20 protein-coding genes and 3 pseudogenes are annotated in these 22,769 nt (G+C 70.0%); 15 read left to right on the forward strand and 8 right to left on the reverse strand.

What is annotated here, in order from left to right; all coding sequences use genetic code 11:
• The coding region (locus tag E1258_RS07545; protein ID WP_243715256.1) for a family 43 glycosylhydrolase at positions 1–2,684 on the reverse strand (2,684 nt) is incomplete at its 3' end.
• A 1,114-nt stretch (positions 2,685–3,798) separates the two neighbouring features.
• Between E1258_RS07545 and E1258_RS34500 the strand changes: the two are divergent.
• From E1258_RS34500 to E1258_RS07600, 12 genes and pseudogenes are all read left to right on the forward strand, one after another.
• A pseudogene (locus E1258_RS34500) lies at positions 3,799–4,188 on the forward strand (family 43 glycosylhydrolase); the annotation flags it as partial.
• Between the two features lie 112 nt (positions 4,189–4,300).
• The gene (locus E1258_RS34505; RefSeq protein WP_243715258.1) at positions 4,301–4,945 is read left to right on the forward strand and encodes a hypothetical protein; all 645 of its coding nucleotides are present in this window, start codon (positions 4,301–4,303) and stop codon (positions 4,943–4,945) included.
• Positions 4,946–5,008: 63 nt separating this feature from the next.
• Positions 5,009–5,278: a hypothetical protein gene (locus E1258_RS07555; RefSeq protein WP_132398112.1), complete on the forward strand. Its 270-nt coding sequence runs from the start codon at positions 5,009–5,011 to the stop codon at positions 5,276–5,278.
• A gap of 97 nt (positions 5,279–5,375) precedes the next feature.
• On the forward strand, positions 5,376–6,107 hold the full coding sequence (locus E1258_RS07560) for a GAF and ANTAR domain-containing protein (protein ID WP_132398114.1): 732 nt from the start codon (positions 5,376–5,378) through the stop codon (positions 6,105–6,107).
• A 170-nt stretch (positions 6,108–6,277) separates the two neighbouring features.
• On the forward strand, positions 6,278–7,054 hold the full coding sequence (locus E1258_RS07565) for a SigB/SigF/SigG family RNA polymerase sigma factor (protein WP_165949675.1): 777 nt from the start codon (positions 6,278–6,280) through the stop codon (positions 7,052–7,054).
• A gap of 338 nt (positions 7,055–7,392) precedes the next feature.
• Positions 7,393–7,620, forward strand: a complete 228-nt coding sequence (locus tag E1258_RS07570) for a hypothetical protein (protein ID WP_132398118.1) — start codon at positions 7,393–7,395, stop codon at positions 7,618–7,620.
• Entirely contained in the window at positions 7,617–8,630 is a 1,014-nt protein-coding gene (locus E1258_RS07575; RefSeq protein WP_132398120.1) for a glycosyltransferase family 4 protein, read from the forward strand. Before E1258_RS07570 ends, E1258_RS07575 begins: the two co-directional genes overlap by 4 nt.
• Positions 8,631–8,769: 139 nt before the next feature.
• Positions 8,770–9,906, forward strand: a complete 1,137-nt coding sequence (locus tag E1258_RS07580; RefSeq protein ID WP_132398122.1) for a glycosyltransferase — start codon at positions 8,770–8,772, stop codon at positions 9,904–9,906.
• Complete coding sequence (locus E1258_RS07585) at positions 9,903–10,955, forward strand: glycosyltransferase (RefSeq protein ID WP_132398124.1); 1,053 nt, start codon at positions 9,903–9,905, stop codon at positions 10,953–10,955. Before E1258_RS07580 ends, E1258_RS07585 begins: the two co-directional genes overlap by 4 nt.
• The gene (locus tag E1258_RS07590) at positions 10,952–12,445 is read left to right on the forward strand and encodes a glycoside hydrolase family 130 protein (RefSeq protein ID WP_132398126.1); all 1,494 of its coding nucleotides are present in this window, start codon (positions 10,952–10,954) and stop codon (positions 12,443–12,445) included. The genes E1258_RS07585 and E1258_RS07590 overlap by 4 nt, the downstream gene beginning before the upstream one ends.
• Before the next feature lie 480 nt (positions 12,446–12,925).
• Entirely contained in the window at positions 12,926–13,780 is an 855-nt protein-coding gene (locus E1258_RS07595; protein WP_132398128.1) for a hypothetical protein, read from the forward strand.
• Between the two features lie 225 nt (positions 13,781–14,005).
• Positions 14,006–14,200: pseudogene (locus E1258_RS07600) on the forward strand (MerR family transcriptional regulator); the annotation flags it as partial.
• 355 nt (positions 14,201–14,555) lie between these two features.
• Here E1258_RS07600 and E1258_RS07605 read toward each other — a convergent pair.
• From E1258_RS07605 to E1258_RS07625, 5 genes are all read right to left on the reverse strand, one after another.
• Entirely contained in the window at positions 14,556–14,963 is a 408-nt protein-coding gene (locus E1258_RS07605) for an arsenate reductase ArsC (protein ID WP_036373943.1), read from the reverse strand.
• On the reverse strand, positions 14,963–15,148 hold the full coding sequence (locus tag E1258_RS07610) for a hypothetical protein (protein WP_132398130.1): 186 nt from the start codon (positions 15,146–15,148) through the stop codon (positions 14,963–14,965). The genes E1258_RS07605 and E1258_RS07610 overlap by 1 nt, the downstream gene beginning before the upstream one ends.
• Entirely contained in the window at positions 15,145–15,891 is a 747-nt protein-coding gene (locus E1258_RS07615) for an MIP/aquaporin family protein (protein WP_132398132.1), read from the reverse strand. Before E1258_RS07615 ends, E1258_RS07610 begins: the two co-directional genes overlap by 4 nt.
• A 135-nt stretch (positions 15,892–16,026) precedes the next feature.
• Positions 16,027–16,362, reverse strand: a complete 336-nt coding sequence (locus tag E1258_RS07620) for a three-helix bundle dimerization domain-containing protein (RefSeq protein ID WP_243715259.1) — start codon at positions 16,360–16,362, stop codon at positions 16,027–16,029.
• On the reverse strand, positions 16,355–17,056 hold the full coding sequence (locus E1258_RS07625) for a helix-turn-helix domain-containing protein (RefSeq protein ID WP_132398134.1): 702 nt from the start codon (positions 17,054–17,056) through the stop codon (positions 16,355–16,357). Before E1258_RS07625 ends, E1258_RS07620 begins: the two co-directional genes overlap by 8 nt.
• Before the next feature lie 361 nt (positions 17,057–17,417).
• Here E1258_RS07625 and E1258_RS07630 point away from each other — a divergent pair, with 361 nt between their 5' ends.
• Together E1258_RS07630 and E1258_RS07635 are read left to right on the forward strand one after the other, a co-directional pair.
• On the forward strand, positions 17,418–17,621 hold the full coding sequence (locus E1258_RS07630) for a cold-shock protein (RefSeq protein WP_091602780.1): 204 nt from the start codon (positions 17,418–17,420) through the stop codon (positions 17,619–17,621).
• A 406-nt stretch (positions 17,622–18,027) separates the two neighbouring features.
• Positions 18,028–18,309 carry a hypothetical protein gene (locus E1258_RS07635; protein WP_243715260.1) on the forward strand — a complete coding sequence of 94 codons (282 nt, stop codon included), beginning with the start codon at positions 18,028–18,030 and terminating at the stop codon, positions 18,307–18,309.
• A gap of 63 nt (positions 18,310–18,372) precedes the next feature.
• On the opposite strand, the gene E1258_RS07640 is transcribed toward E1258_RS07635, so the two are convergent.
• The gene (locus E1258_RS07640; protein ID WP_132398138.1) at positions 18,373–18,930 is read right to left on the reverse strand and encodes a hypothetical protein; all 558 of its coding nucleotides are present in this window, start codon (positions 18,928–18,930) and stop codon (positions 18,373–18,375) included.
• 49 nt (positions 18,931–18,979) lie between these two features.
• Positions 18,980–19,266 (reverse strand): annotated as a pseudogene (locus E1258_RS07645) (IS5/IS1182 family transposase); the annotation flags it as partial.
• A 577-nt stretch (positions 19,267–19,843) separates the two neighbouring features.
• Here E1258_RS07645 and E1258_RS07650 point away from each other — a divergent pair.
• Complete coding sequence (locus tag E1258_RS07650; RefSeq protein ID WP_243715261.1) at positions 19,844–22,726, forward strand: RICIN domain-containing protein; 2,883 nt, start codon at positions 19,844–19,846, stop codon at positions 22,724–22,726.
• Positions 22,727–22,769: the final 43 nt, after the last annotated feature.

Below are 22,769 nucleotides of genomic sequence, written 5' to 3' on the forward strand. Positions count from 1 at the left end.
AACGTCCGGGTGCCGTGGGCGGTTTCCAGGGTGATGTCGACGGGTGCGTTGTGGCCGTTGTGCGCCTGCACCGCGACGTACGCCCGGGCCCCGACGCACCGCGCCTGCGCGCTCGCCGTCACCGGCAGGCTGGGGGCGGCCCGGAGCACGCCGAGCCGGGCCAACCGGTAGGCGAGCGTCCGCTCCGGCGCGTCGATCTGGTTCTGGGTGCCGAACCGACCGGCCCGGGCCGCCTTCGCGGTGGCGAGCGCGGCCCGCATCGCCGTCCAGGCGTCCGTCGGGTAGTGGCGGCTGTCGAGCGTCTCCGCGTACGCGATGGCCGCGTCGAGTTCGCTGGTGTCCAGCGGCAGGCCCTGCGCGGTCAGCGTGTCGCTGAGCAGGTAGTGGTCGAAGTCGACCCGTCCGCCCGTCTGTTGGGTGGCGTAGTTGAACAGGCCGACCCGGTGGCCCATGAAGTGCGCGAGGCTGCCGTCGAGCGTCTGCGGACCGACCCGGTTGCCGAGCCGGGTCCAGGTCAGTCCGTCGAGACTGTAGTAGAAGGTCGTCCAGAGCTGTCCGACCGGCGACGCGAAGTCCAGATCGGCCTTCACGTACACCTCGGTCGCGTTCCCCAGCGGCACCGTCGTGCCCGGCAGGAAGTTCTCCAGCGCGGCCTGGTCGAGGTCGACCGCGAACGGCTGCACCCGGTTGACCACGCCCAGCGTGTTCTGGCCCCCAACGCGCTTCACCGCCACGTACGAAAAGCCGCGGTTGTAGGCGGCCAGCCCGGCGACGTCGCCGTTCTTCATACCGGAGATGTCCATCCGGGTCTCGGCCGACTGGCGCGGACCGAAGGTGCGCTGCGAGAGGGTGTTGCGCGCCTCCTCGAACCAGGCCAGTTCCGCCCGGTTCGACAGCTTCGTGTAGACGTACTGGCCGGTGACCACCTTGCCGGTGGTCAGCCGCAGCCAACCGTCCCGGTCGGTGAGCGACCAGTACCGGTTGTCCGGGGCGTGGTTCCACTCCCACGCCATGTCCAGCCGCGAGCCGTTCGGGGCGATCTCCGCCTCGGTCGGGTACTCGGTTGTCACCGGCTGCCCGACGATCGAGACGTCGTCGATGAGGTACTCCACGCTGGACGACGGCGGCTGCGGGTTGCCCCACGGCGTCTCCACCGCGAACTTGACGTTGTTGAGGTTCGCCGTCGTCGGGAAGGTGTACCGGCCGGTGACCGTCGTCCACCGCCCGACCGGCACGGTGCCGAACGCCATCACCTGGACGCCCGAGCCCCAGTCCGCGGCGAGGTTGAACCGCACGCTGCTCGGCCCCGACGCGTATTTGACCTTCGCCGACACGGTGTAGGTCACGCCGTGCTGGAGCTTGCCGTTCAGGTACTGGTTCGGGCCGGAGCCGTTGAGCGTGCGGTTGCCGACCCGCAGCGCCGCCGAGCCCGAGGCGCGCTCGGCCGGATCCAGGCCGAGCGTGGCCCCGAACTGCGCGGCCCACGGCGCGACGCCCCCGGACTCGAAGCCGGCGTTGCCCAGCAGCTCGACGCCGAGGAGTGACTCGTCGAGGTCGGGCGGCGCGGGAATCGTCCACTCCTCGTCCAGGTACGCCTTGTGCGGCGCGTCGTTGGCGAAGTCGTCCGAGGCGACGAGGCTCTTCTGCCGTTCGAGGGCCTCCTCGACCGGGCTGAGCCGGATCGGCTTGGCGAACTCGCCGTCGACCGGCACGACCCCGTTGTTGCCGAAGGTCGGCCACCCGTCGGACCAGGTGGCGGGGATGAGCGCGGGGATGCGACCGATCGGGAACGTGTCGCGGAAGAACATCCCGTGCCAGTCGGTCCCGCCGTCGGCGCGGGAGACCGGTACGAGGCTGCCCTGGGCGAAGCCGTTGGAGTTGAGCACGCCGCGTGCCTCGTAGGTGTTGACGCCGCCGGCGGAGGTGTACCGCCCGAGCAGATCCCTCGAGCGGAGCATGACGACCTGACGCCCCTGGCCGGAGGGCCAGGTGATGATGACGGCGTAGTACCAGCCGTCGATGCGGTAGAACTGGGCACCCTCGAACAGGCCGCCGATGAACAACTTACCGGCGTAGTCGCTTGCCGTGAAGATGTTCGGGTAGTCCTGCTCGATCGCGGTCAGGCCGGCGTTGAGGCGTACCGCGCTGGTGCCGCCCGAGCCGTAGAAGATGTACGGCGTGCCGTCGACGTCGAAGAAGAGCGACGGGTCGTGCAGGCCACGGCCGAGGGCCGTGCGTTGCCACGCGCCGTCCTCGATGTCGGCCGTGCGGTAGATGTACGCGCCGTTGAGGTTGTTGGTGTTGAAGGCGACGTAGAACATGCCGTCGTGGTAGCGCAGCGACGAGGCCCACTGCCCCTGACCGTACGAGTTCTGGCCGTTGCGCAGGGAGAACGAGTCGCCGATGCTCGCCCGGTCGAAGACGTAGTTGACCGTCTCCCAGTTCACGAGGTCGTAGGACTTCATGATCGGCGCACCCGGGCTCAGGTGCATCGTCGTGCTGATCATGTAGTAGATGTCCCGGCCCTCGTCGTTCTCGGCGGCCGGAACCCGTTCGACGCTGATGTCCGGCACGTCGGAGCGCAGCAGCGGTACGGAGTACGTCCCGTCGCCCCGGTCGGTTGACGTGTACGACGACTCGGGCGACCAGCCGTCGGCGGCCTGGGCCGCACCACCGACGGACACGACGCCGGCACACAGGAGGGTCCCCACGACTCCCAGCGAGACGCGTCGCAGCCCACCTGAAGCAGCGGAGACACCAGGACCCACGGATACCTTCATGCGCCACTCCAGCCGCGAACGTAACGGGGAGTTCATAATGTTATCGCTCACATGTGCTGTCAAGGCATCGCTCAGACTTGCCGGAAATCTTCCTGAAATAGTGGGGATTTGGCTTGGAAGCGCTCCCGAAACGCGAGATCAGGCCGCTGGGCATCCGAAGACAACTTGCCCAATCCACAACAAAATCCCTGAGGGTGATGTATGGGTCGACAGACAACGAGAGTCTGATAACGGGCGTCATGTGCGCGCTAACACGCCACCCTCGTAATCGGGAAGCAAGGCGTGGCGCTCGTCAAGTGTGCTGCGCCGAAAATTCGTTTGACGAGTGGGCGGGGGTGGTGGATGTGGAGAGTCGCGCGGTGGGCAAGTGGCGGCGGTTTGTGAAGCTGCGGCTGGACGGGCTGATGGACGGGCAGTGGGCCGGACCGCCCCGCCGTCGATCAGCCTCGACCAGGTCGAAACGGGGTGGTGGCGACGTTGGAGGGAGGCTCGCGCAACGCCACCCGCTGGTCATGAGGGTCGGTGGCCGAGAAGTTGGGCCGTCGAACTTCACGATTGGGTTGATCTGGGGGATTCCGGCCTCAAGCCACACCTGGCCGGCATTTCTAACTCCACAGACCCGCTGTTCATCGGGAAGGTCGCCGACGTCGTCGGGCTCTACCACACCCGCCCGGGCGGGCCGTCGTGCTCTGCGTGGACGAGAAGAGTCAGCTTCAGGCCCTCGACAGGTCCCGACCCTGGAAGTCGACATCTGTTCCTGGATCGCCGAATAAGAACGCGACCCACGGCCGTTCATTCGGGCCGAGACCGTCGAAGAGATCCTCGAATAACTCGCACGATTTTGTAGGCGAATTTCCGGCGAGAGCACCAAAAAGGCTTCGTCGGGAGCGGCGCGGAATCAGGAAGACCTATGCCCCAGTCCATTGTCGTGACCGGGCACGACCCCTCGGCAGCACGGCGCCCGACCTTGCCAGGTGACCCGCGCTCACGGACAATCCCGAACTCAGAGAGGCGTTGGATGGCATTGACTCAGTCCCGCACGAGGCCCGGGGCGAACGGCTGGACCGACGGCGTATTCACCAACCCGGTGCTCGCCGGTCTGCACCCGGACCCGAGCGTCTGCCGGGTCGGCGACGACTACTACCTGGCCTGTTCCAGCTTCGAGTATTTCCCGGGGGTGCCCCTCTTCCACAGCCGGGACCTGGTGCACTGGGAGCAGATCGGCAACGTGCTGGACCGGCCCAGCCAACTGGTGCTGCCGCCCACGATGCCGTCCTGCGCAGGCGTCTACGCGCCGACCCTGCGCCACCACGACGGGCGCTTCTGGCTGATCGTCACCAGCGTCGGCGGCGGCGGAAACCTGATCTACACCGCCACTGACCCGGCTGGCCCCTGGTCGGACCCGGTCCGGGTGCCGGGGGTCAACGGCATCGACCCGGACCTCGCCTGGGACCGGCGTACGCCCTGGTGGCGGCACCCCCGGCTGGCACGTACTCGGGCGGGAGACCTTCCTGGCCCCGGTGACCTGGACCGACGGCTGGCCGGTGGTGGGCGAGGTCGCGCCGGTCATGACGGCGCCGCCGTGGGCCGCGCACCCGGTGCCGCTGCCCGTGCTGGACGACTTCGACAACGACGGGTTGCATCCGCGCTGGATCTCGGTGCGGTCCCGGCCCGCCGAGAGCTGGTCGCTGACGGAACATCCCGGCTGGCTCACGCTCCGGGCGCGCGGCGCGTCGATGGACGCGACCGCAGGGCGCGGCGGGCTCGCGGTACGCCTCGACGAGCGGCACCACTACGAGATCGAGGCGGGCGACGGAGAGGTCCGGGTGGTCGCCCGAATCGGAACGGTGCTGTCGACGGTGGCCACCCGCTCGGTCACGGCCGGCCCGGTCCGCCTCCGCCTCGACGTGATCGCCCCGTCGCCCGGTGACTGGCACCCGAGCAAGGAGCCCGACCTGCTCCAGTTCGGGATCGAGGAGGCGGACGGCGCGGTCGACGTGCTGACCACACTGGACGGCCGCTACCTGTCGACGGAGGTCGCCGGTGGCTTCACCGGCCGGGTGATCGGAATGTACGCGGCAGCCGGCAGCGTCCGCTTCGACTGGTTCGACTACGAGCCCCGGGGCGACGACGCGCGGACACCCGGGTCCGAGTCGGGGCCCTGACCGGCGGCAAGGTGGGCATGGTTAACATCAACATCTCAAACAAGTTCGTGATACATCTACGCCGTGCCGAAGCTGAGCGCCACCGAGCTGACCTCCATCCGGCGCGCACGGTGGGCGCGTGCCAGGCGTCGATCTCGTTGGTTGTTCGATAGCAGCGTCTCCAGCTATCCGAAACGCTCTCTCCACTGGCTACAGCTCGCCTTGCCGCTGAACCACGCCGTGAAGAAAGCAGGGCAGATCCAGGTTCGCCTGGGATTGGCAAGCTTCGAGCACCGTCGCGGTCCGGTGAGCCGCCGGTCGCGCGGCGGCGTCGCGCGGCGGGACACCTGGTGACCAAAATGGGGGAACAAGGGCACCGGTGCCAGGACAGCGCGTTACGGACCATCCCGTCGGGCGACCGGCGCAACCACCGATTGACGAGGTGACTGACATGGCCGTGACCGCGCTGGCCGACGTTTTCGTGGAGATGGCCGACACCCTCGTCGACGATTTCGACGTGATCGAGTTCCTGCACGCGCTGACCGAGAGGTGCGTCGAGCTGCTGGGTGTGTCGGCGGCCGGGCTGCTCCTGACCGACCAGCGGGGCACGCTACAGGTGGTTGCCGCCTCCTCCGAACGCACCCGACTGCTCGAGCAGTTCCAGCTCCAGACCGACCAGGGGCCCTGTCTCGACTGCTTCCGTACCGGGCAACCGGTGTCGGTCGCCGACCTGACCCTGACCACTGCCCGATGGCCGCGGTTCACCGCCGCCGCGGCCGATGTCGGCTTCGCCGCGGTGCACGCCCTGCCCATGCGCCTACGCTCCGAGGTCATCGGCGCGCTGAACCTTTTCGAGGTCAGGCCGGGGGCCCTCGACAAGGGCAAGCTCCGCATCGGTCAGGCACTCGCCGACGTGGCCACCATCGGACTGCTGCAACAGCGCGCCATCCACCGACGCGAAATCCTCACCGAACAGCTGCAGACCGCCCTGAACAGCCGCGTTCTGATCGAACAGGCCAAGGGGGTTCTCGCCGAACGCCTTCAGGTGGACGTGGACCGAGCTTTCGCGATACTGCGCGACGGGGCCCGCAGCCGCAACCGGCGACTGTCCGAACTGTCCCAGGCGGTCATCGACGGTTCCGAGCAACTCGTGCCGGGACCGGTCGCCAACCGGCCCGGCTGACGACCGGCTCCGCAGCCGGGTCGGCTTCCGAGAGCGCGGCTTCCAGGGGTGTCGGGCGGGGAGACGAAGGCGTACGGTGACAGCGTCGCCCGGGTCCCCGGTGGCCGCCACTCTCGCTGCCACCAGCCCGTTAGGGGCGTGGAACAATGGTCACCTCCACCGTGACACCCATGACCGTTTCGTCCCCTCCGAAGCTGAGCCCGGCCACGGGGGACAGCGAACAACTGTTGCGTCGACGCGCAGCTCTGAACGTCGAAGATCCCGATCATGCACGGCTACGGGCCCTGATCATCGAGGCGAACCTGCCGATGGCGGGTCGACTGGCCCGCCGGTACGCCGGTCGCGGGGAGTCCCACGAAGACCTGGCGCAGGTCGGCGCGCTCGGCCTGATCAAGGCCGTCGACGGATACGACAGCAATCGGGGCGTGCCGTTCGCCAGCTACGCCATCCCGACCATCCTCGGCGACCTCCGGAAGCACTTCCGCGACACAGCCTGGGCGATCCGGGTCCCACGCGCCGCCCAGGAACTGGGTGCACAGGTGTCCGAGGCCCGTGGCAGGCTGGCGCAGCAACGCGGTCGCCAACCGACGGATCGAGAGCTCGCCGACGACCTGGAGGTGACCGTCGCCCAACTCGTGCCCGCAGTCGCCGCCCTCGACGTCTATCGCCTGGCGTCGCTGGACGAGCCACGAGCCGGGGTCGACAGCACCGAGCGCCTCGCGCTCGTCGGCGCCGTCGATCCGGGATACGCAGCCGTGGACGACTACCTCACCCTCCGACCGCTCCTCGCGGCGCTTCCCCCACGTGAACGTCGGATCCTGACCATGCGGTTCTACGGCGACCTGACCCAGGCGCAGATCGCCACCCAGGTCGGGCTGTCCCAGATGCACGTCTCCCGGCTGCTGAAGCGCTCGCTGACCCAGCTGAGGGCCGGGATGCTCCGCTGACCGGGCGGACCCCCGACGTCCGCGCGCTCCGCCTGCGGGTGTTCCTCCTGGTGACCGTCCTGCTTCTGCCGCTGGTGCTCATCACGACGTTTGCCGACCGCTGACCGCTTCTCGGGCGTCCCGTCAGCTGGCACCCTGCACGACCGGGCCGGACCGGCGTAGCCTGGGGTGGTCCGGATCGACAGGGTCCCACCGCCGAGATGCTGGCCACGCCAGCTGCGCCCTGGGGATCGCAGGCACGTGCCGCACTATTCGCCGGTCACGGCGACAGGTCGACCGCCCGCCGCGCCTCGGCAGCCCGGTTATGGGATTCGATTAGGGCCTTCACACCGCCACCCGTGACCATGACCATGACCATGACCATCCAGAACGGCTTCTCAAGGGGGCAGACGATGAAGATCGCCAGGTACAGGATCGTTGCGGCGCTGCGCGAGCGCGGACAGCAGAACAGGGCCGACTGGGTCGAGCGCGAGCTACCTGAGCGGGTGAACGCCGACAAGCACGTCGGGCTGCTCGCCACCCTGCGTCTCGATCCGGCCGACCTCGCCGACGCGCCGAGCCCGTGAGGGTTGCCCTGCTCGGCCCCGTCGCCTGGCGGACACCCCCACACCACTACGGCCCCTGGGAGCAGGTGACCGGGCTGCTCGCCGAAGGGCTGGTCACCCGCGGGGTGGACGTGACCCTCTTCGCGACACTGGACTCGGTCACCTCTGCCGCCCTCGACGGCGTGTGCCCCCGGGGGTACGCCGACGATCCGGATCTGGACGGCCGGGTGTGGGAGGCGATGCACGTGTCCCACGCGATGGCCCGCTCCGGGCAGTTCGACCTGGTGCACAGTCATCTCGACTGGCTGCCGCTCGCCTTCGCCGAACACTGTCGTGCTCCGCTGCTCACCACCGTGCACGGCTTCTCCGGCGCGGGGATACTCCCCGCGTACGCGCGGGCCCGCTCGTCCTACGTGTCGATCTCCGCCGCCGACCGGAGCGCGGAGCTCGACTACGTCGCCACGGTGCATCACGGTGTCGACCTCACCGGGCTGCCGTTCACCCGCGACGCCGGCCCCGGGCTGGCCGCCCTGGGCCGGATCCATCCCGACAAGGGCACCCACACCGCCATCGAGATCGCCCGCCGCGCCGGCCGGCCGCTGACCATCTGCGGCATCGTGCATGACGAGCGGTACTTCGCCGAACAGGTGGCCCCCCACATCGACGGCGACCAGGTCGTCTTCCTCGGGTCGGTCGGCCCTCGGCGGCGTGCGGAGGTGCTGGGCGCGAGCACCGCCCTGCTGCACCCGATCGCCTTCGACGAGCCGTTCGGACTGTCGGTGGTGGAGTCGATGGTCTGCGGCACGCCGGTCGTCGCGTACGCGCGAGGATCAATGCCGGAGATCGTCGACGAAGGGGTGACGGGGTTTCTCGTGCAGACCGTCGAGCAGGCCGTTGACGCCGTCACCCTGGCTGCCGGGCTGGACCGGGCCGGCTGTGGGGCACGGGCCCGCCAGCGCTTCGGCGCGGACCGGATGGTCACCGAATACCTGGCCGTCTACGACGACCTCATCCGTCGACCGAGGCGCTGAACCTGCCGGGCGACGCCCATGCCGGGCGGGGGCCCGAATCCGTTCCGCCGGCCACACACGCTGGCCGACGTGCGCCAACACCGCGTGAGGCTCGTCTCCGTACTCCCGGGGCGGCCGACAACCGGAAGGCCCGACACTCATGCCCAGCTACGGATTCCTCAGCACCCACCCGCCGACACGATGTGGACTGGCCACCTTCAACTCCGCGCTCGCCACCCACCTGACCGCCGACGGCACGCGCGGTGGCATCGTCCGGGTCACCGACCGCGGCGACGACCAGCGGGCCGGACCCGGCGTCGTGCACACCTGGTCGACGCGTACCCAGGCCGGATGGCGGGACGCCGCCGCCGTCCTGAACACCTTCGACGTGGCCGTCGTGCAACACGAGTACGGCATCTACCCCGGGACCGACGGCGAGGACGTCCTGCCGTTGCTGCGCCGCCTCACTGTGCCCAGCATCGTGGTCCTGCACACCGTGCTCCGCCGGCCCTCGGCCCGGCAGAAGTATTTGCTGGAGCAGATCGTCACCGCCGCCGGAGCGGTTGTCACGATGACCGACACGGCTCGCGACCGGCTGCTCGTCGGCTACACCGTACGTCCTGGCAAGGTCACGGTCATCCCGCACGGCGCCGCCGAGCAGGTCGGTGTGCCCGCCGACCGCCGTACCCGCCCACACCTGCTGACCTGGGGACTGCTCGGTCCGGGCAAGGGCGTCGAGTGGTCGTTGCGGGCCCTCGCGCAGTTGCAGGACCTCGACCCGGCACCCACCTACACCGTCGCGGGCCGGACCCATCCGAAGGTGGTCGAGCACCAGGGGGAGGCGTACCGGTCGGGACTGCACCGGCTCGGCGCGCAGCTGGGCATCGCCCACGCCGTGGAGTACCAGGACGTCTACCACGACCAGGCCTCGCTCGCCCGGTTGATCCGTTCCGCCGACGTGGTCGTGCTGCCCTACGACTCCCGTGAACAGGTCACCTCCGGGGTGCTCATCGAAGCAGTGGCCGCCGGGACACCCGTCGTGGCCACGGCCTTCCCGCACGCCGTCGAGCTGCTCACCGGCGGCCCCGGTCTGGTCGTACCCCATCAGGATCCGGCGGCGCTGGCCGCAGCGATCCGGCGGATCCTGACCGAACCGGGCCTGGCCGCCCGACTGGCCGGCCGCGTCCGGTCGCTCGCCGCGGACCTGCGCTGGCCGGCGGTGGCGGCCCGTTACGGCACGCTCGCCGAACGGCTCGTCGCCGCCCGTCTTCCCGCGGTCAGCGCGGCATCGGCGTGACCACGACCGCCAGCCGCCCCAGCGCGTCGGACCGCGGTCCCCGGCCGACCGCGCCCGGACCGGGCTTCGCGCACCTGACCCGGCTGAGCGACGACACCGGCCTGTTCGAGCACGCCCGACACGCCATCGTCCGCCGCGAGCACGGCTACTGCACCGACGACGTCGCGCGCGGCCTGGTCGTCACCAGCCGCGAGCCGGAACCGACCGAGGAGGTGCTCCGGCTCGCCGAGTGCTACCTCGCCTTCCTGACCCACGCCCAGGACGGCGGCGGCGCCTTCCGCAACCGGCTCGGTCACGACCGGCGGTGGACCGACGCCCCCGGGCTCGGTGACTGGTGGGGCCGGGCGCTGTGGGGGCTGGGCACCGCCGCTGCCCGCAGTCCCGCCGCCTGGATCCGGGAGGAGGCGCTCGTCGCCTTCAGCCGGGGCGCCAACCGGCGCTCCCCGGCGCCGCACGCGATGGCCTTCGCCGGGCTCGGCGCCGTCGAGGTGCTGCGCCGCCACCCGGCCCACGCCGCCGCAGCGGCTCTGCTGACGGACGCCGCCACGACGATCGGCGGCCCCGGGTCCGACCCTCGGTGGCCCTGGCCGCAGCAGGGGCTCACCTACGCCAGCGCGGCCCTCGCGGAGGTCGTCATCGCCGCCAGTCAGCTGCGCCACGGCGGTCCACCCCTCGACGACGGGCTGCGGATGTTGGCCTGGCTGCGCGACGTCCAACTCCGCGACGGGCATTTGTCGGTCGTACCCGCCGGCGGGTGGCGGCGCGGCGCGGCGCGGCTGCGCCACGACCAGCAACCGATCGAGGTCGCCGCCTTCGCCGACGCCTGCGCCACCGCCGCCACGGTCACCGGCGACCCCGGCTGGGAGGCCGGAGTGCACCAGGCGGTCGGATGGTTCCGCGGCGACAACGACGTCGGCACGCCGATGTGGGATCCGGCGACCGGTGGCGGCTACGACGGGTTGACCCCGCACGGACCCAACCTCAACCAGGGCGCCGAGTCCACCCTCGCCCTCATCGCCACCCTGCAACACGTCCGGCGGTGGTCGTGACCGGCACCCTGGCCGTCCGGCACGGCACCACCCTCGCCCCGGACCCACGCCGGGTCATCGTCAAGCTCTTCGTCCCGGGTGAGGACGCCGCCCTGGTACGCAGCCGCGCGAGGGCGCTCATCGACCGCGTCGCGCACCTCGACGACGAGGAGATCGGCCGGCTCCTGAGGGACACCTTCGACCGCTTCGGTGCCCGACACCGCGACCTGGCCGCCACGTTCCACCACCACTACGACCTCGTCCGGCACCGCGTCGCCCGGGACCGGGACCTTTCCCCCACCACCCGACTTCTGATCGGCGCCTACTTCAGCCACGAGTACGCGGTCGAGGCGGCTGCCCTGTGCAACCCGTCGATGGTGGCCCACCCCGACCAGACCGGCCTGATCGCCGGGCAGTTGCGCGTCGCGATCAGCCTGCGCCAGATCGGCGAGGGCCACGTGTCGTCGATCGGGTTCGCCAGCGCGGTCCTCGGACCCGGGTGCCGGCTCGCCGTCGCCGACCGGTCCGGCCCGCTGGTCGTCGGGCAACGGGCCGCCGTACGGCACCGTCGGGACCTCCTCGCCGCCGGCCTGACCGAGGTGGACTGCGACAACGAGATCACCGCCACCGTGCTGGACGCCCTGCCCGAACGCTACGACGAGGCCACCTTCGAGCGGGTGCTCGGCGACCTGCCACCGGACCTGCTCCACCGCAGCACCGGACCGGACACCCTCGAACACGTACGCCGCACCAACGCCGCCAGTTACGCCGCGACCTTTCCCGCCGACACCGCCCTGCGCCAACGGGTGCTCTGGCCGGCCATTCCAGCGGAGAGCAACGGCATGGAGGACGCCCGGTTCGTCCGGTTCACCGACGAATCCGGACCGGTGTACCGGGCCACCTACACCGCCTACGACGGACGGCACATTGCCACCCGCGCGCTGGCCAGCCGGGACCTGCGCCGCTTCGAGAGCACCCCGATGCGCGGGCCGGGCGTGCGTAACAAGGGCGTCGCGCTGTTCCCCCGTACCGTCGGCGGCCGGCACCTCGCCCTGTGCCGCGCCGACGGCGAGACCATCGGCCTGACCCAACTGGACGGCGAGAACCGGTGGCAGGAACCGGTACCGCTGCACGCCCCTCGGGACAGCTGGGAACTGATCCAGGTGGGCAACTGCGGATCTCCCATCGACACCGACGCCGGGTGGCTCGTGCTCACCCACGGGGTCGGCCCGATGCGCCGGTACGCCATCGGCGCGCTCCTGCTCGACCTGCGCCGGCCGGATCGGGTGATCGCGCGGCTCCCGGGTGCGCTCCTGATGCCCGACGAGGCCGACCGGGACGGATACGTTCCCAACGTCGTCTACTCCTGCGGCGGGCTCGTCCACGACGGCGAGCTGTGGCTGCCGTACGGGGCCGGCGACAACCGGGTCGGGCTCGCCACCGTGCCGGTGGCCACGCTGCTCGCCCGGATGATGGAGTCCGCGCCAGCACCGGGCGGCCGGGACGGATGAGCGGCCGCCGGCACGACGTTCCGGACGGTGGGTGCCGGCATATGCCGACCGCCCGATCGCACGTGCTGCGACAGGGCGGCGGAATCCGAATTGTGGAAGCGGTAGCCGTCGTGCAGGAACGGGGCCACGGCCCTCGGGCAGACCCCGGACAGGCGTACCTGGAGTCCCGGTAAGCCGTTCACCGATCCTCAGCCCAGGGGCGAGACCTTGACTCCGGGTTTTCGCACGACGCGTCCGAGGTGCCTGTTAGCGGCGGCGGCAGGCTGGCGTTGCCACTCCTGCGGGACTGGGGGTGGGTATGGCTCTGTGTGGTCCGCCGTGCCGAGTCTGCAGGTAGCGGATGACTGACCAGTAGCCTGGCCTGGCCTGGGCGCGGGACGGGTTGCTGCCGTGATGCCATGATGCTGTGACGGCGCGGGATGCGGTGGGCTGTGTGGGCGGCTCGGGGGTCGACTCCAGGACTGCCGGGGAGGATGCGCAGTGACCGACAGGCGGCTCGGCAGGACGCTTGACCTGGCCTCACGCGCCTGGTGGCGGCTGGTCGGCCGCCGCGTGGACCTCGACGGCGACTATCGATGGCTGGACGCGCCTACGTGTGGTCCTGGACCGGTTGGGGCCTCCTGGCTCACCGCCGAGGCCGAGCGGGTCGGCGGTTCCGTGCGCGAGGATGTCGCGAGCGGTGGGCTGTTGTCTTCCATGTCCGTTCTGGACGGCGCTGGGTTTTGCGCCGCCGACCTGGACCAGACGGTCCGTGACTTCTACGAGCACACCGCGTGCTGGCGGATGGAGGTGTGGGCGCAGTGGTCGCCCCTGTTTCAGCCGGGTGGTGAGCTGATAAGTCGGCTTTTCGGCCGCCGTGTCCAGCAACTCGCGCTGCCTACCCGTCCACTCGACGTTGCGCACGGCATGGACTCGCGTGTCGTGCACCTGATCGATGTGAGCGGCGAGCAGCATGCCGCCGGGTGGCTGCGAACGCTGTCCGCCACCGGTGGGTTCGTCTACAGCGGCTGCTACTCAGCCAGGCTGTTACCCGGCTCAGACCAGCCCTCCGTGCACGTGGCGTTCCCGTTGGAGTCTGGCAATGTGCAGGTCTTTCTACGTCCCAGCGTCCAGGCCGACGGTTCGTTGGTATTGTCCTCGCCCTCCGGGGTCTTCGGCGCCGACGGAGCCTACGTCGTGGTCCGGGACGGTCGGGGGGCCTACGCGGCGCGTGTGCCCATCCACGAGCGCTTCCACGTCTACCGAGATCACCGTGGCGTGCTGCGCACCGATCACGAGCTGCGGCTCTACCGGGCGCTCGTGCTACGCCTGCACTATCGGCTGGAACCGGTCTGACCCGTGCTGAGGGAACGTACCTCGGCAGCGGGGTCGAAGATCACTCAACTGCCGCAATCACACGCTACGTGACGTCACGCCGAGCTCCCGGATGCCGTCCGGACGCCGATGAGCGGACGTAGCAACCGGCTGCATGGGTGAGCCCGAAGCCGTCATGGCCGCCCGCCAGCGATCTTCCCGTCGCTCCGAAGTATGCAGAACTCGTTGCCTTCCGGATCGGCAAGCCGCCTGGACGAGGCGAGATTGATCAACCCGCACCGCTCTGCCGGCGGGCACCGCCGCTACTCCCGCTGCCAGTTGCGTCTGGCCGCGCGGGCTCGCGAGATGGTGGATCAGGGCACCGCACTGGAGGCCGCCTGCCGGATCATCATCCTGGAAGACCAGCTCGAGGAAGCCCTGCGGCAGAACGAGAAGCAGTAGCGTGGGCCGCGGCGGCAGGACTGGTCGGCCCGCTCTCGATTGAGGTCGTCGGGCGATGAGCCGGCCGCCCGCCAGAGCGAGAAATCCCCGTCCCCGGCTCGGTCCTGGTAGCCGGTACTCCTGCTTGTCGCACCTCTTCACATCCCGGCCGGCGGCCGGGATGTTGCTGTTCGTGACCGGCGGTCCGAGCAACCATCGGCCGCCGGTGCCCGGGCGCGGGCGGCGTAGCGGGCGGCGGTGTGTCCGGCGGGCCCGGAGCCGATGATGACCAGGCGGTGCGGGTCGGACACGGGCCTGCTGCTCAGGATGCAGCCGCCCGCCGACGTCGAGGATCGGCGGGCGGGCGGTGACGGGGTCAGCCGGTGGGGCGCAACTCGGCGAGCAGCTTCTCGACCCGGCTCCGGATGTCGTCGCGGATCGGGCGTACCGATTCGACGCCCTTGCCGGCCGGGTCTTCGAGTTTCCAGTCCTCGTAGCGCTTGCCGGGGAAGACCGGGCAGGCGTCCCCGCAGCCCATGGTGACGATGACGTCGGAGGACTCGGCGGTGGCGTACTCGAGGAGCTTGGGGGTCTGGTCGGTGATGTCGATCCCGACCTCGCGCATGGCCGCGACTGCGGCGGGGTTGACGGTCTCGGCGGGAGCGGAGCCGGCGGAGCGGACCTCGACGGCGTCACCGGCAAGGTGGCGCAGCCACCCGGCGGCCATCTGGGAGCGACCGGCGTTGTGGACGCAGACGAACAGGACGCTGGGCTTGTCGGACATCAGCAGCCTCTCTGGCAGTACGGGTTGCGGGGCCGGTTCACCGGCGCCTCGTCAGGAATCGTGGGCAGCGTTCGGTCGGGGTCGCTGTTGCGGTCGAGTAGCCGGTACCGGCCGGCCGGATGCGGCCGGTTGAGCAGGCCGCGGTACGACGTGTCGGTCGTCCGGTGCTCGGGCTTGCTGGTCATCGGTGGTGGTCGAGGGTCGGGTCCCGGTCGTCGGTGGGCACCACCACCTGGTCGGCGGCCCGCCCGGCGTCGGGGTAGAGCGCGGACAGGAGGCCGATGCCCACGGCGAGGCCGACGAACTGGGCGAGGACGAAGCCGGGGACGGAGGTGGGGGCGATGCCGGCGAAGGTGTCGGTGAACGCACGGCCGATCGTCACGGCCGGATTGGCGAACGAGGTGGACGAGGTGAACCAGTACGCGGCCCCGATGTAGGCGCCCACGGCGGCGGGCGCGACGGGGGCGCGGCCGGAGCGGGCGAGGGCGAAGACCAGCAGGATCAGACCGGTGGTGGCGACGACCTCACCCAGCCAGAGGTGCCCGACGGCGCGGTCCTTGCCGGAGAAGTCGACTGCGGCCAGGCCGAACATCAGGTTCGCCAGCACCGATCCGGCGATCGCCCCGGCGACCTGGACAACGACGTAGCCCCCGAGTTCGCGGGCGGTGAGGCCGGTGCCGGTGCGGCGGCCGAGGAACCAGTCGGCGGCGGAGACCACCGGGTTGAAGTGGGCACCGGAGACCGGCCCGAACATCAGGATCAGCGTGCCGAGAGCGAACGCGGTGGCGATCGAGTTCTCGAGCAACTGCAACCCGACGTCGCCGGGGGAGAGGGTGGTGGCCATGATGCCGGAGCCGACCACGGCGGTGACCAGCAGGGCGGTGCCGGTGAACTCGGCCAGCAGGCGCCGCCAGAGTGCATTGGTCATCAGTCTGTTCTCTCCCATTGCGGTGACGTCCCGGACCGCTCTCGGCCGGGGTCTATCGGGTGGCGGGGACGTTCAGCTCGTCGAGCAGCCGGGGGACGCGGCGTTCGATCTCGTCGCGGATCGACCGCACACCGGTCACGGTGAGGCCGGCGGGGTTGTCGAGGTTTCAGTTCTCATACCGAGTGCCGCGGTAGAAGGGGGCAGGCGTCGCCGCAGCCCATGATGACCACGACGTCGACGGCGCGTACCACCTCGTCGGTCCACGGCCTGGGGACGCTCGGCCAGCAGCGGCAGGTGGTTGACGCTATTGACGATGGCGAACTGGTCGTAGCTGGCGTGCAGGAACCGCTCCACGGTCTCGGTGCCGTAGGTGCCGTCGAACTCGGCGGCGAGGCGGTAGGCGGCGGTGCGCAGCGCGAGCTGCTGGTCGACCGAGAGGTCTTCGCGCAGGTAGGCGTTGGTGTCAGTCACGGTGGTCTCCCGAGCTCATGGCGGGGGTGATGACGGGGGCGACGCGGTCGACGCGGGCGGCGAGGTCGGCGTACGCGGCCTCGAACGCGTCGTCGGTGTCGAGGCGGACCGGGTCGGGCACCGACCAGTGCAGCCGGGGTCGGCCCGGCCCGGTGAGTTCCTCGTGGGCGTTGTCGCAGACGGCGACAACGAGGTCGTCGTCGCGCACGATGTCGGCGACGTGGGAGGTCGCGGTCGGGTCCAGGGTCAGCCCGTGCCGGTGGGCCACGGCGACGGCGCGCGGATGAATCCGCTCGGCGGGTTTCGTGCCGGCGGACGCCGCCGCGGTGTGGGTGCGCTCGGACCACAGGGCGGCGGCGAGCTGCGAGCGGGCGGAGTTGCGGGTGCAGACGAACACCACCCGACCGACGCCGGTCAGCGGCGACGGGGTCAGTGTGGCGAGGGCTTCGGGTCGCATCCGCAGGTAGGTGCGGCGGCGGTCGCCCTCGGACCGGCCACGGACCACGAGGCCGGCGTCGGTGAGGACCTTGACGTGGTGGGCGACCAGGTTCGTCGGCATCCCCAGGTCCTGGGCGATCTCGCCGGGGGAGGCGTCGCCCAGGGTGAGCGCGTCCACGATCGCCAGGCGCGCCGGGTCGCCGAGCGCGGCGTGGACCCGAGCGCGCCCTTGCAGGGAAGCAAGCTCAGTCATCATTGACTCAACTATCGCTGAGATGTTTTCCTGCCGTCAAGTGAGGGTGAGGTGACCTTCAGTTGGCCCATCGTGAACCCGGTCAACGTGTCGTCCACGCGGCGTGGCGAGCAGACGAGTGCCAGGTTCCCCGCCGTCATGCCTGACCGGGCAGGCCGGCGGCCGGCGGTGGGATCGACGACGGATCGTGTGCTACGGTAGCCATGTTGCAGTTTTGATTTCCGTAGACGTTTTCCGGCGCCTGATGGGGCATCTGAAACCCATCCAGGCGCTTTCGTTTTCGTGTCGTTTCGACGCGGGTGATCAACGCGGCGGCGTAAGGGTCCGCACAGTGCGGTCTCTGACAGCCTGCGAAGGAGCAGACATGACTACAGGTACCGTGAAGTGGTTCAACGCCGACAAGGGCTTCGGCTTCATCAGCCCGGACGGCGGCGGCGCCGATGTCTTCGCCCACTTCTCCGCGATCTCGGCGAGCGGCTTCCGCAGCCTCGACGAGAACCAGAAGGTGGAGTTCGACATCACCCAGGGCCAGAAGGGCCCGCAGGCGGAGAACATCCGCCCGATCTGATCCACATTCCGTAACGGCGGCCCGACTGGTTCAGCGGGCCGCCGTTCGGCGTTTCATGCGCTCACCACGGCATCGCGAAAATTGTCTGATCGGCATAAGGCCGGCCAGCTCGGCATTGCCCCCGTGTTCTCTTCCTCGGATCGATTCGGACCTCGGGCGCAAGCTGCCAAGGCCGGCTGTCAGCTCGCCCGAGGTGCGCCTCTGGCTCATGAGCCGGACAGACACAGGCATCGGCCCTTATCCATGGCGAGCCGAATTCCGCATCGCCGCCGCACTGACGGTCGAGGCACGTACGGTCGGGTCAGGTGGAGCACATCATGGTCGGACTCGACGCCTCACCTCATGATGACTGTCAGCCAGCCGGGGCCCGGGGCGTACGGCGTTACATCCTGAAGGGTTGATGACTATGACGACGACCTACTCGGGTCCTGCGAGGCTGATCCTGGTCGACGGCGCCTGCATCTCCGGCATGGCTTCCCTCAGTACCAACCAGCGTGGAGACCTCAGCGGCTGGGGCGGCACGTTCCGTCCGGACGAGATCACGACAGACCTTCGCAACGCAGGCCAAGGGCTGCAATTGGAGCTACCCCACGATCGGGTGGGGACAGTCGCCGTCACCGGCATACGCAAGCTACTCGCCACGCAGGTGTTGATGTCGTTGGCAGGCCGCGGACCCGCACCATTCTGATCGTGCGCCGCACGGCCGCCGCTACATCGCCGCCGCAACCGTCGCCAGCCCCCCCGGGGGGTGTCACTCGCGTGTCAGGCCCGGTGGCAGCGCGTCCTCGTCGGGTCGGACCCGGCGGGCGTTGGCCACGGGGTCGCGTTCGAGGGTGCGGATCAGCGGTTCCCGGCCGCCGACGCAGGTCCAGGTGTCGTCCCAGAGTGCGGAGACCAGCCATGACCGGTCGGCAGGGAAGAACAGGTCGGGTAGCGATCCGCAGGAGTGGCGCATGTGACCGATCCGCCAGGTGAGGGCCTGCTCGGGTCCGGCCTCGACCAGCACGTACGGCCAGTTCCAGTAGAGCGAAACCCTGGGGGCGTGGGAAAAGACGACGTCATGGGCGCCGGTGTCGAGGTACGCCAGCCACCACGGCTGGTCGGGGGTGTGCGTGATGAGGTCTTCGACCAGGGCGTGCTCGTAGGCGGCGGCGGTGACGTCGTCGGCCTGGTACGTGGTCGCGTAGGCCTCGAAGACCGGCGGGATGGCGGTGGCGATCGAAAGGCCGACGGTGGTGTGACCGGCGATCCATTCCACGTCGGCGGCGGCGCCGATGCGCCAACTCCGCCGGTCCCTGCTGACCTGCACACCGCTATTCAAGCCGCTGCGGTGACGGTTGTCGAACGTTCTGATCGGTGTCGTTGCGGTTGCCGGGCTGCGGGTCGCCGAGGGCGACGACGAGGCGGGTGTGGGCGTCGATGGCGACCTGCAGGTTCGTGGAGTAGCGGTAGTTCTTGCTCGGTGCGGCCAGGCGGTGGTCGCGGGTGGGGATGAGGGTGCCGTCGACTGCCTGCCCGGCCGCCCGTCGGCGATCGCGTCACCGCCACGCTCGGCGACCAGCCTGACCAGCCTGCGGAACTGGGTGGGCTGCAGCCCGGTGAACGGGAAGATCCATTCCGGGCGGGCCGCCGTGATCACCTGCACCCCGACATGATCCACCATGGACCAGCGACCGAGTTGCGAGACGTCCCTTAAAGATAGATCTATTCAGATCATTCACTTGATGGTAACGTTCGTCGGACCGATTCGCTCAATCAGCATGGGCACGCCGGCCATCCCCAGACCGGCGGGCGCAGATCGGGTGCGCGGCGAAGGCGCCGCCCGGTCGATGACTCGTCGCTTCCGCGCGTGGTGCGCGCGTCCGGGTAGAAGGGAGAACGCTGCGCCACTCGATCCGAACGTCCGCGCGAACTCCCTCGGCCGCAGCCGTGCACTCCCGTGACGTCCCGACGCCGGGTCTGGCCGACCCGGTCGACCGCACGGTTCGGCGACGGTCGCCGATGCGGACGCCAGCGGTGCCGGCACCGCCGACGGCGCAAACATCATCCTGTGGTCCGGCAACGGGCAGTCCAACCAGCAGTGGAGCCGGCGGAACTGAGCCGTGCCCCGGCACGGCGAAGGACGGCGGGCACCCGGGCCAGCCGGTGCCCGGCCCGCGCGCCCTGCCCGCCGCTCTCGACCGCATGACCGCGACGAAGGAATCTCGTTGATGGATTTGCCCATGGACCGCAGGCGCTTTGTCACGGCCGCTGCGCTGACCGCCGGCGCCGCCGCCCTACCCGCGGCGGTCTTCGCCCGATCGGCCGCCGCCGCGGTCCCTCCCCAGGTCACGCTCCCCGAACGGGGGATCTACGACACCGCCCCCGCCACGGACTGGACGCACGGCTTCCTGACCGGCAACGGCGAATACGGTGCTGTCCTGTTCGGCGCTCCGGCGCTGGAGCGGGTGGTCTTCAACCACCACCGCTTCGTCCTGCCCAACGGAACCCGGCATCTCACCCCGCCGGTCATCTCGGGACGACTCGCCGGCGTCCGGAACAAGGCGATGGCCGGTGACTACCGCGGCGCCAACAACGACTTCGCCGCCGGCTGGAGCCTGCGCTGGACGCAGGCGTTCCACCCCGGCTACGAGCTGCAGATCAGCACGTCGGGCGTGCCCACGGCGAACAACTACGCCCGGATCACCGACTTCCGCACCGGCGAGATCACCTCCACCTGGACCGACGGCTCCGGCGCCTGGACCCGGCGGGCCTTCGCCTCCCGGGCGGACAGAGTGATCGTTCAGGAACTCGCGCCCGCGCCCGGCCGGACGGTCGACGTGACGCTCAGCGTCAATACCGCGCTCAGCGGTGTCCCCGGTTCCGTCAGCTTCACCACCCTGGCGACGGTCAGCAACGGCTCCGGCTACCTCAACCTGCGGGGCAGGTACCCGTCCGGTCAGGGAGCGTTCGGCTTCGAGGGCGTCACCAGGGTCGTCACCACCGGCGGCACGGTGACCGTGAACGGAACGACCATCGTCGTCGCCGGCGCCGCCAAGGTCGTGCTGCTGACCAAGCTCGACCGGTACGAGTCCGCCACGGCGTGGGACGCCAGACCCCTGCACGCCGCGCTGGCCACGCTGAGCGCCGACTACGCCGCGCTGCGCGGCCGGCACGTCGCCCTGCATTCGGCGATGTACGACCGCTCCCGCCTGGACCTGAACGTATCCGCCGCCGACCGGCAGCTGTCCACCAGCGAACTGATCGCCCGGCAGAACGCCAACCGCAACGTCATCGACATCGCCCTGCTGGAGCGGCTCTACGACTCCGGCCGCTACCTGTTCATCAGTTCCAGCGGGGTGCTGCCGCCGCGACTGACCGGCATCTGGGCCGGATCCTGGAACGCCGCCTGGGCCGACGACTTCACCACCGACGCAAACGTCAACCTGCAGGTCGCCGGAGGCAACATCCTGGACCTCACCGATGCCATGCAGGGCTACTTCGACCTGGTCCTCGGCCAACTCGCCCACTGGCGGACCAACGCCCGGAACCTCTACGGCGCCCGCGGCTTTCACGCCCCGTCCCGCACCGACGGCGAGTACGGCCATATGCTGCATTTCGACGCGGGCTTTCCGGGCCACTGCTGGACCGGCGGCGCCGACTGGTTGCTCTACCCGCTACTGGAGTACTACCAGGTCACCGGCGACCAGGCCTTCCTCAGGGACAAGCTCGGCCCCGCTCTGATGGAGCTGGCCTTGTTCTACGAGGATTTCCTGACCCGCACCGACGCCAACGGCGACGTGGTGTTCGTACCGTCCTTCTCGATGGAGAACTCCCCGGCCAGCACCGGCATCCTCCTGGCGATCAACGCCACCGGCGACGTCCAGGCCGGCAAGCACGCGCTGCGCGCCGCCATCGATGCCGCCAACGCCCTCGGCGTCGAACAGGGCCGCGGGCAAGGCGTCGAACGCTGGACCGCCCTGCTGGGCAAGCTGCCGCCCTACGCCGTCAACGGCGACGGCGCCCTCGCCGAATGGTCCTGGCCCGGGCTGAGTGACCGCTACAACCACCGGCACGTCCACCATCTGTACGGGGCCTGGCCGCTGCACGAGATCAACCCGGAGGAGGAGCCCGCCCTGGTCACCGCCTCGCTCCGGGCGCTGGCGCTGCGCGGCGACGAGAACTTGTCCGCGCACGGCAGCCTGCACCGGGCCCTGGCCGCCGCCCGGCTGAAGGACGGCAGCCTCGTCTACGGCAACCTGCGGAAGATCCTCGGCAACAACATGGTCTTCAGGTCGCTCATGACGTCACACAACCCGAACCTGGACATCTACAACGCCGACGCGGCCAACGCCCTGCCTGGCGTGCTCGCCGAAGCGATCGTCTACACCAGGCCCGGCATCGTCGAACTGCTGCCCGCCCTGCCCGACCAGCTCGCAAAGGGCAGCATCACCGGCGTACGCGGCCGCAACCGGGTCCGCATCGACAGCCTCGGCTGGGACCTGGCCGCCCGCACCGCAACGGTGACGCTCACCTCGGCGGTCACCCAGGACATCACGCTCATCAGCCGCCGCGGTATGGCATCCGTCTCCACCTCCGCGCCCGTAGCCTCCTCCCCCCTCGGGTCACACGCCCGCGTGATCTCACTGACCGCCGGTCAGCAGGTGCAGATCACCGTGAATCTGCCTGCCGGGGGTCTGCCCCAGGGCTACTACCGCCTGGTGAACCGGCGCAGCGGCAAGGTTCTCGACGTCTCCGGCGGGTCCACCGCCGACGGCGCCAAGGCCATCCAGTGGGCCTGGACCGGCGGCGCCAACCAGCAATGGCGGTTGGAGCCCGGCGTCGACGCGTCATACAAACTGGTCAGCCGCCACAGTGGCAAGGTGCTAGAGGTCCCTGGCGGCTCGACCACGCCGGGCGTCCAGCTCGACCAGTGGTCCGACACGAACAGCTCCCACCAGTGGTGGCAACTGGTCGACACCGGCGACGGCTACTACCGCCTGGTCAACGTCCGCACCGGACTTGTCGCTGACGTGTCGGGCAGCTCGCTGGACGACGGCGCCCAGGTCATCCAATGGGCCGCCAGCGGCGGACCCAACCAGCAGTGGCAGATCGTCGCGGCATGATCTCGCACGTACCGGTCGGGAAAGAACCGATTAACGTGAGGTC

The organism is Micromonospora sp. KC207 (genome assembly GCF_004348615.1).
Lineage (GTDB): Bacteria > Actinomycetota > Actinomycetes > Mycobacteriales > Micromonosporaceae > Micromonospora.

Excerpts from the sequence above, each read along its gene's own strand:
- E1258_RS07615 (WP_132398132.1), bottom strand. The coding sequence starts at position 15,891 with ATGACCAATGCACTCTGGCGGCGCCTGCTGGCCGAGTTCACCGGCACC.
- E1258_RS07610 (WP_132398130.1), bottom strand. The coding sequence starts at position 15,148 with ATGACCAGCAAGCCCGAGCACCGGACGACCGACACGTCGTACCGCGGC.
- E1258_RS07630 (WP_091602780.1), top strand. The coding sequence starts at position 17,418 with ATGACTACAGGTACCGTGAAGTGGTTCAACGCCGACAAGGGCTTCGGC.
- E1258_RS07580 (WP_132398122.1), top strand. The coding sequence starts at position 8,770 with ATGCCCAGCTACGGATTCCTCAGCACCCACCCGCCGACACGATGTGGA.
- E1258_RS07625 (WP_132398134.1), bottom strand. The coding sequence starts at position 17,056 with ATGATGACTGAGCTTGCTTCCCTGCAAGGGCGCGCTCGGGTCCACGCC.
- E1258_RS07565 (WP_165949675.1), top strand. The coding sequence starts at position 6,278 with ATGACCGTTTCGTCCCCTCCGAAGCTGAGCCCGGCCACGGGGGACAGC.
- E1258_RS07605 (WP_036373943.1), bottom strand. The coding sequence starts at position 14,963 with ATGTCCGACAAGCCCAGCGTCCTGTTCGTCTGCGTCCACAACGCCGGT.
- E1258_RS07650 (WP_243715261.1), top strand. The coding sequence starts at position 19,844 with ATGGACCGCAGGCGCTTTGTCACGGCCGCTGCGCTGACCGCCGGCGCC.
- E1258_RS07635 (WP_243715260.1), top strand. The coding sequence starts at position 18,028 with ATGACGACGACCTACTCGGGTCCTGCGAGGCTGATCCTGGTCGACGGC.
- E1258_RS07560 (WP_132398114.1), top strand. The coding sequence starts at position 5,376 with ATGGCCGTGACCGCGCTGGCCGACGTTTTCGTGGAGATGGCCGACACC.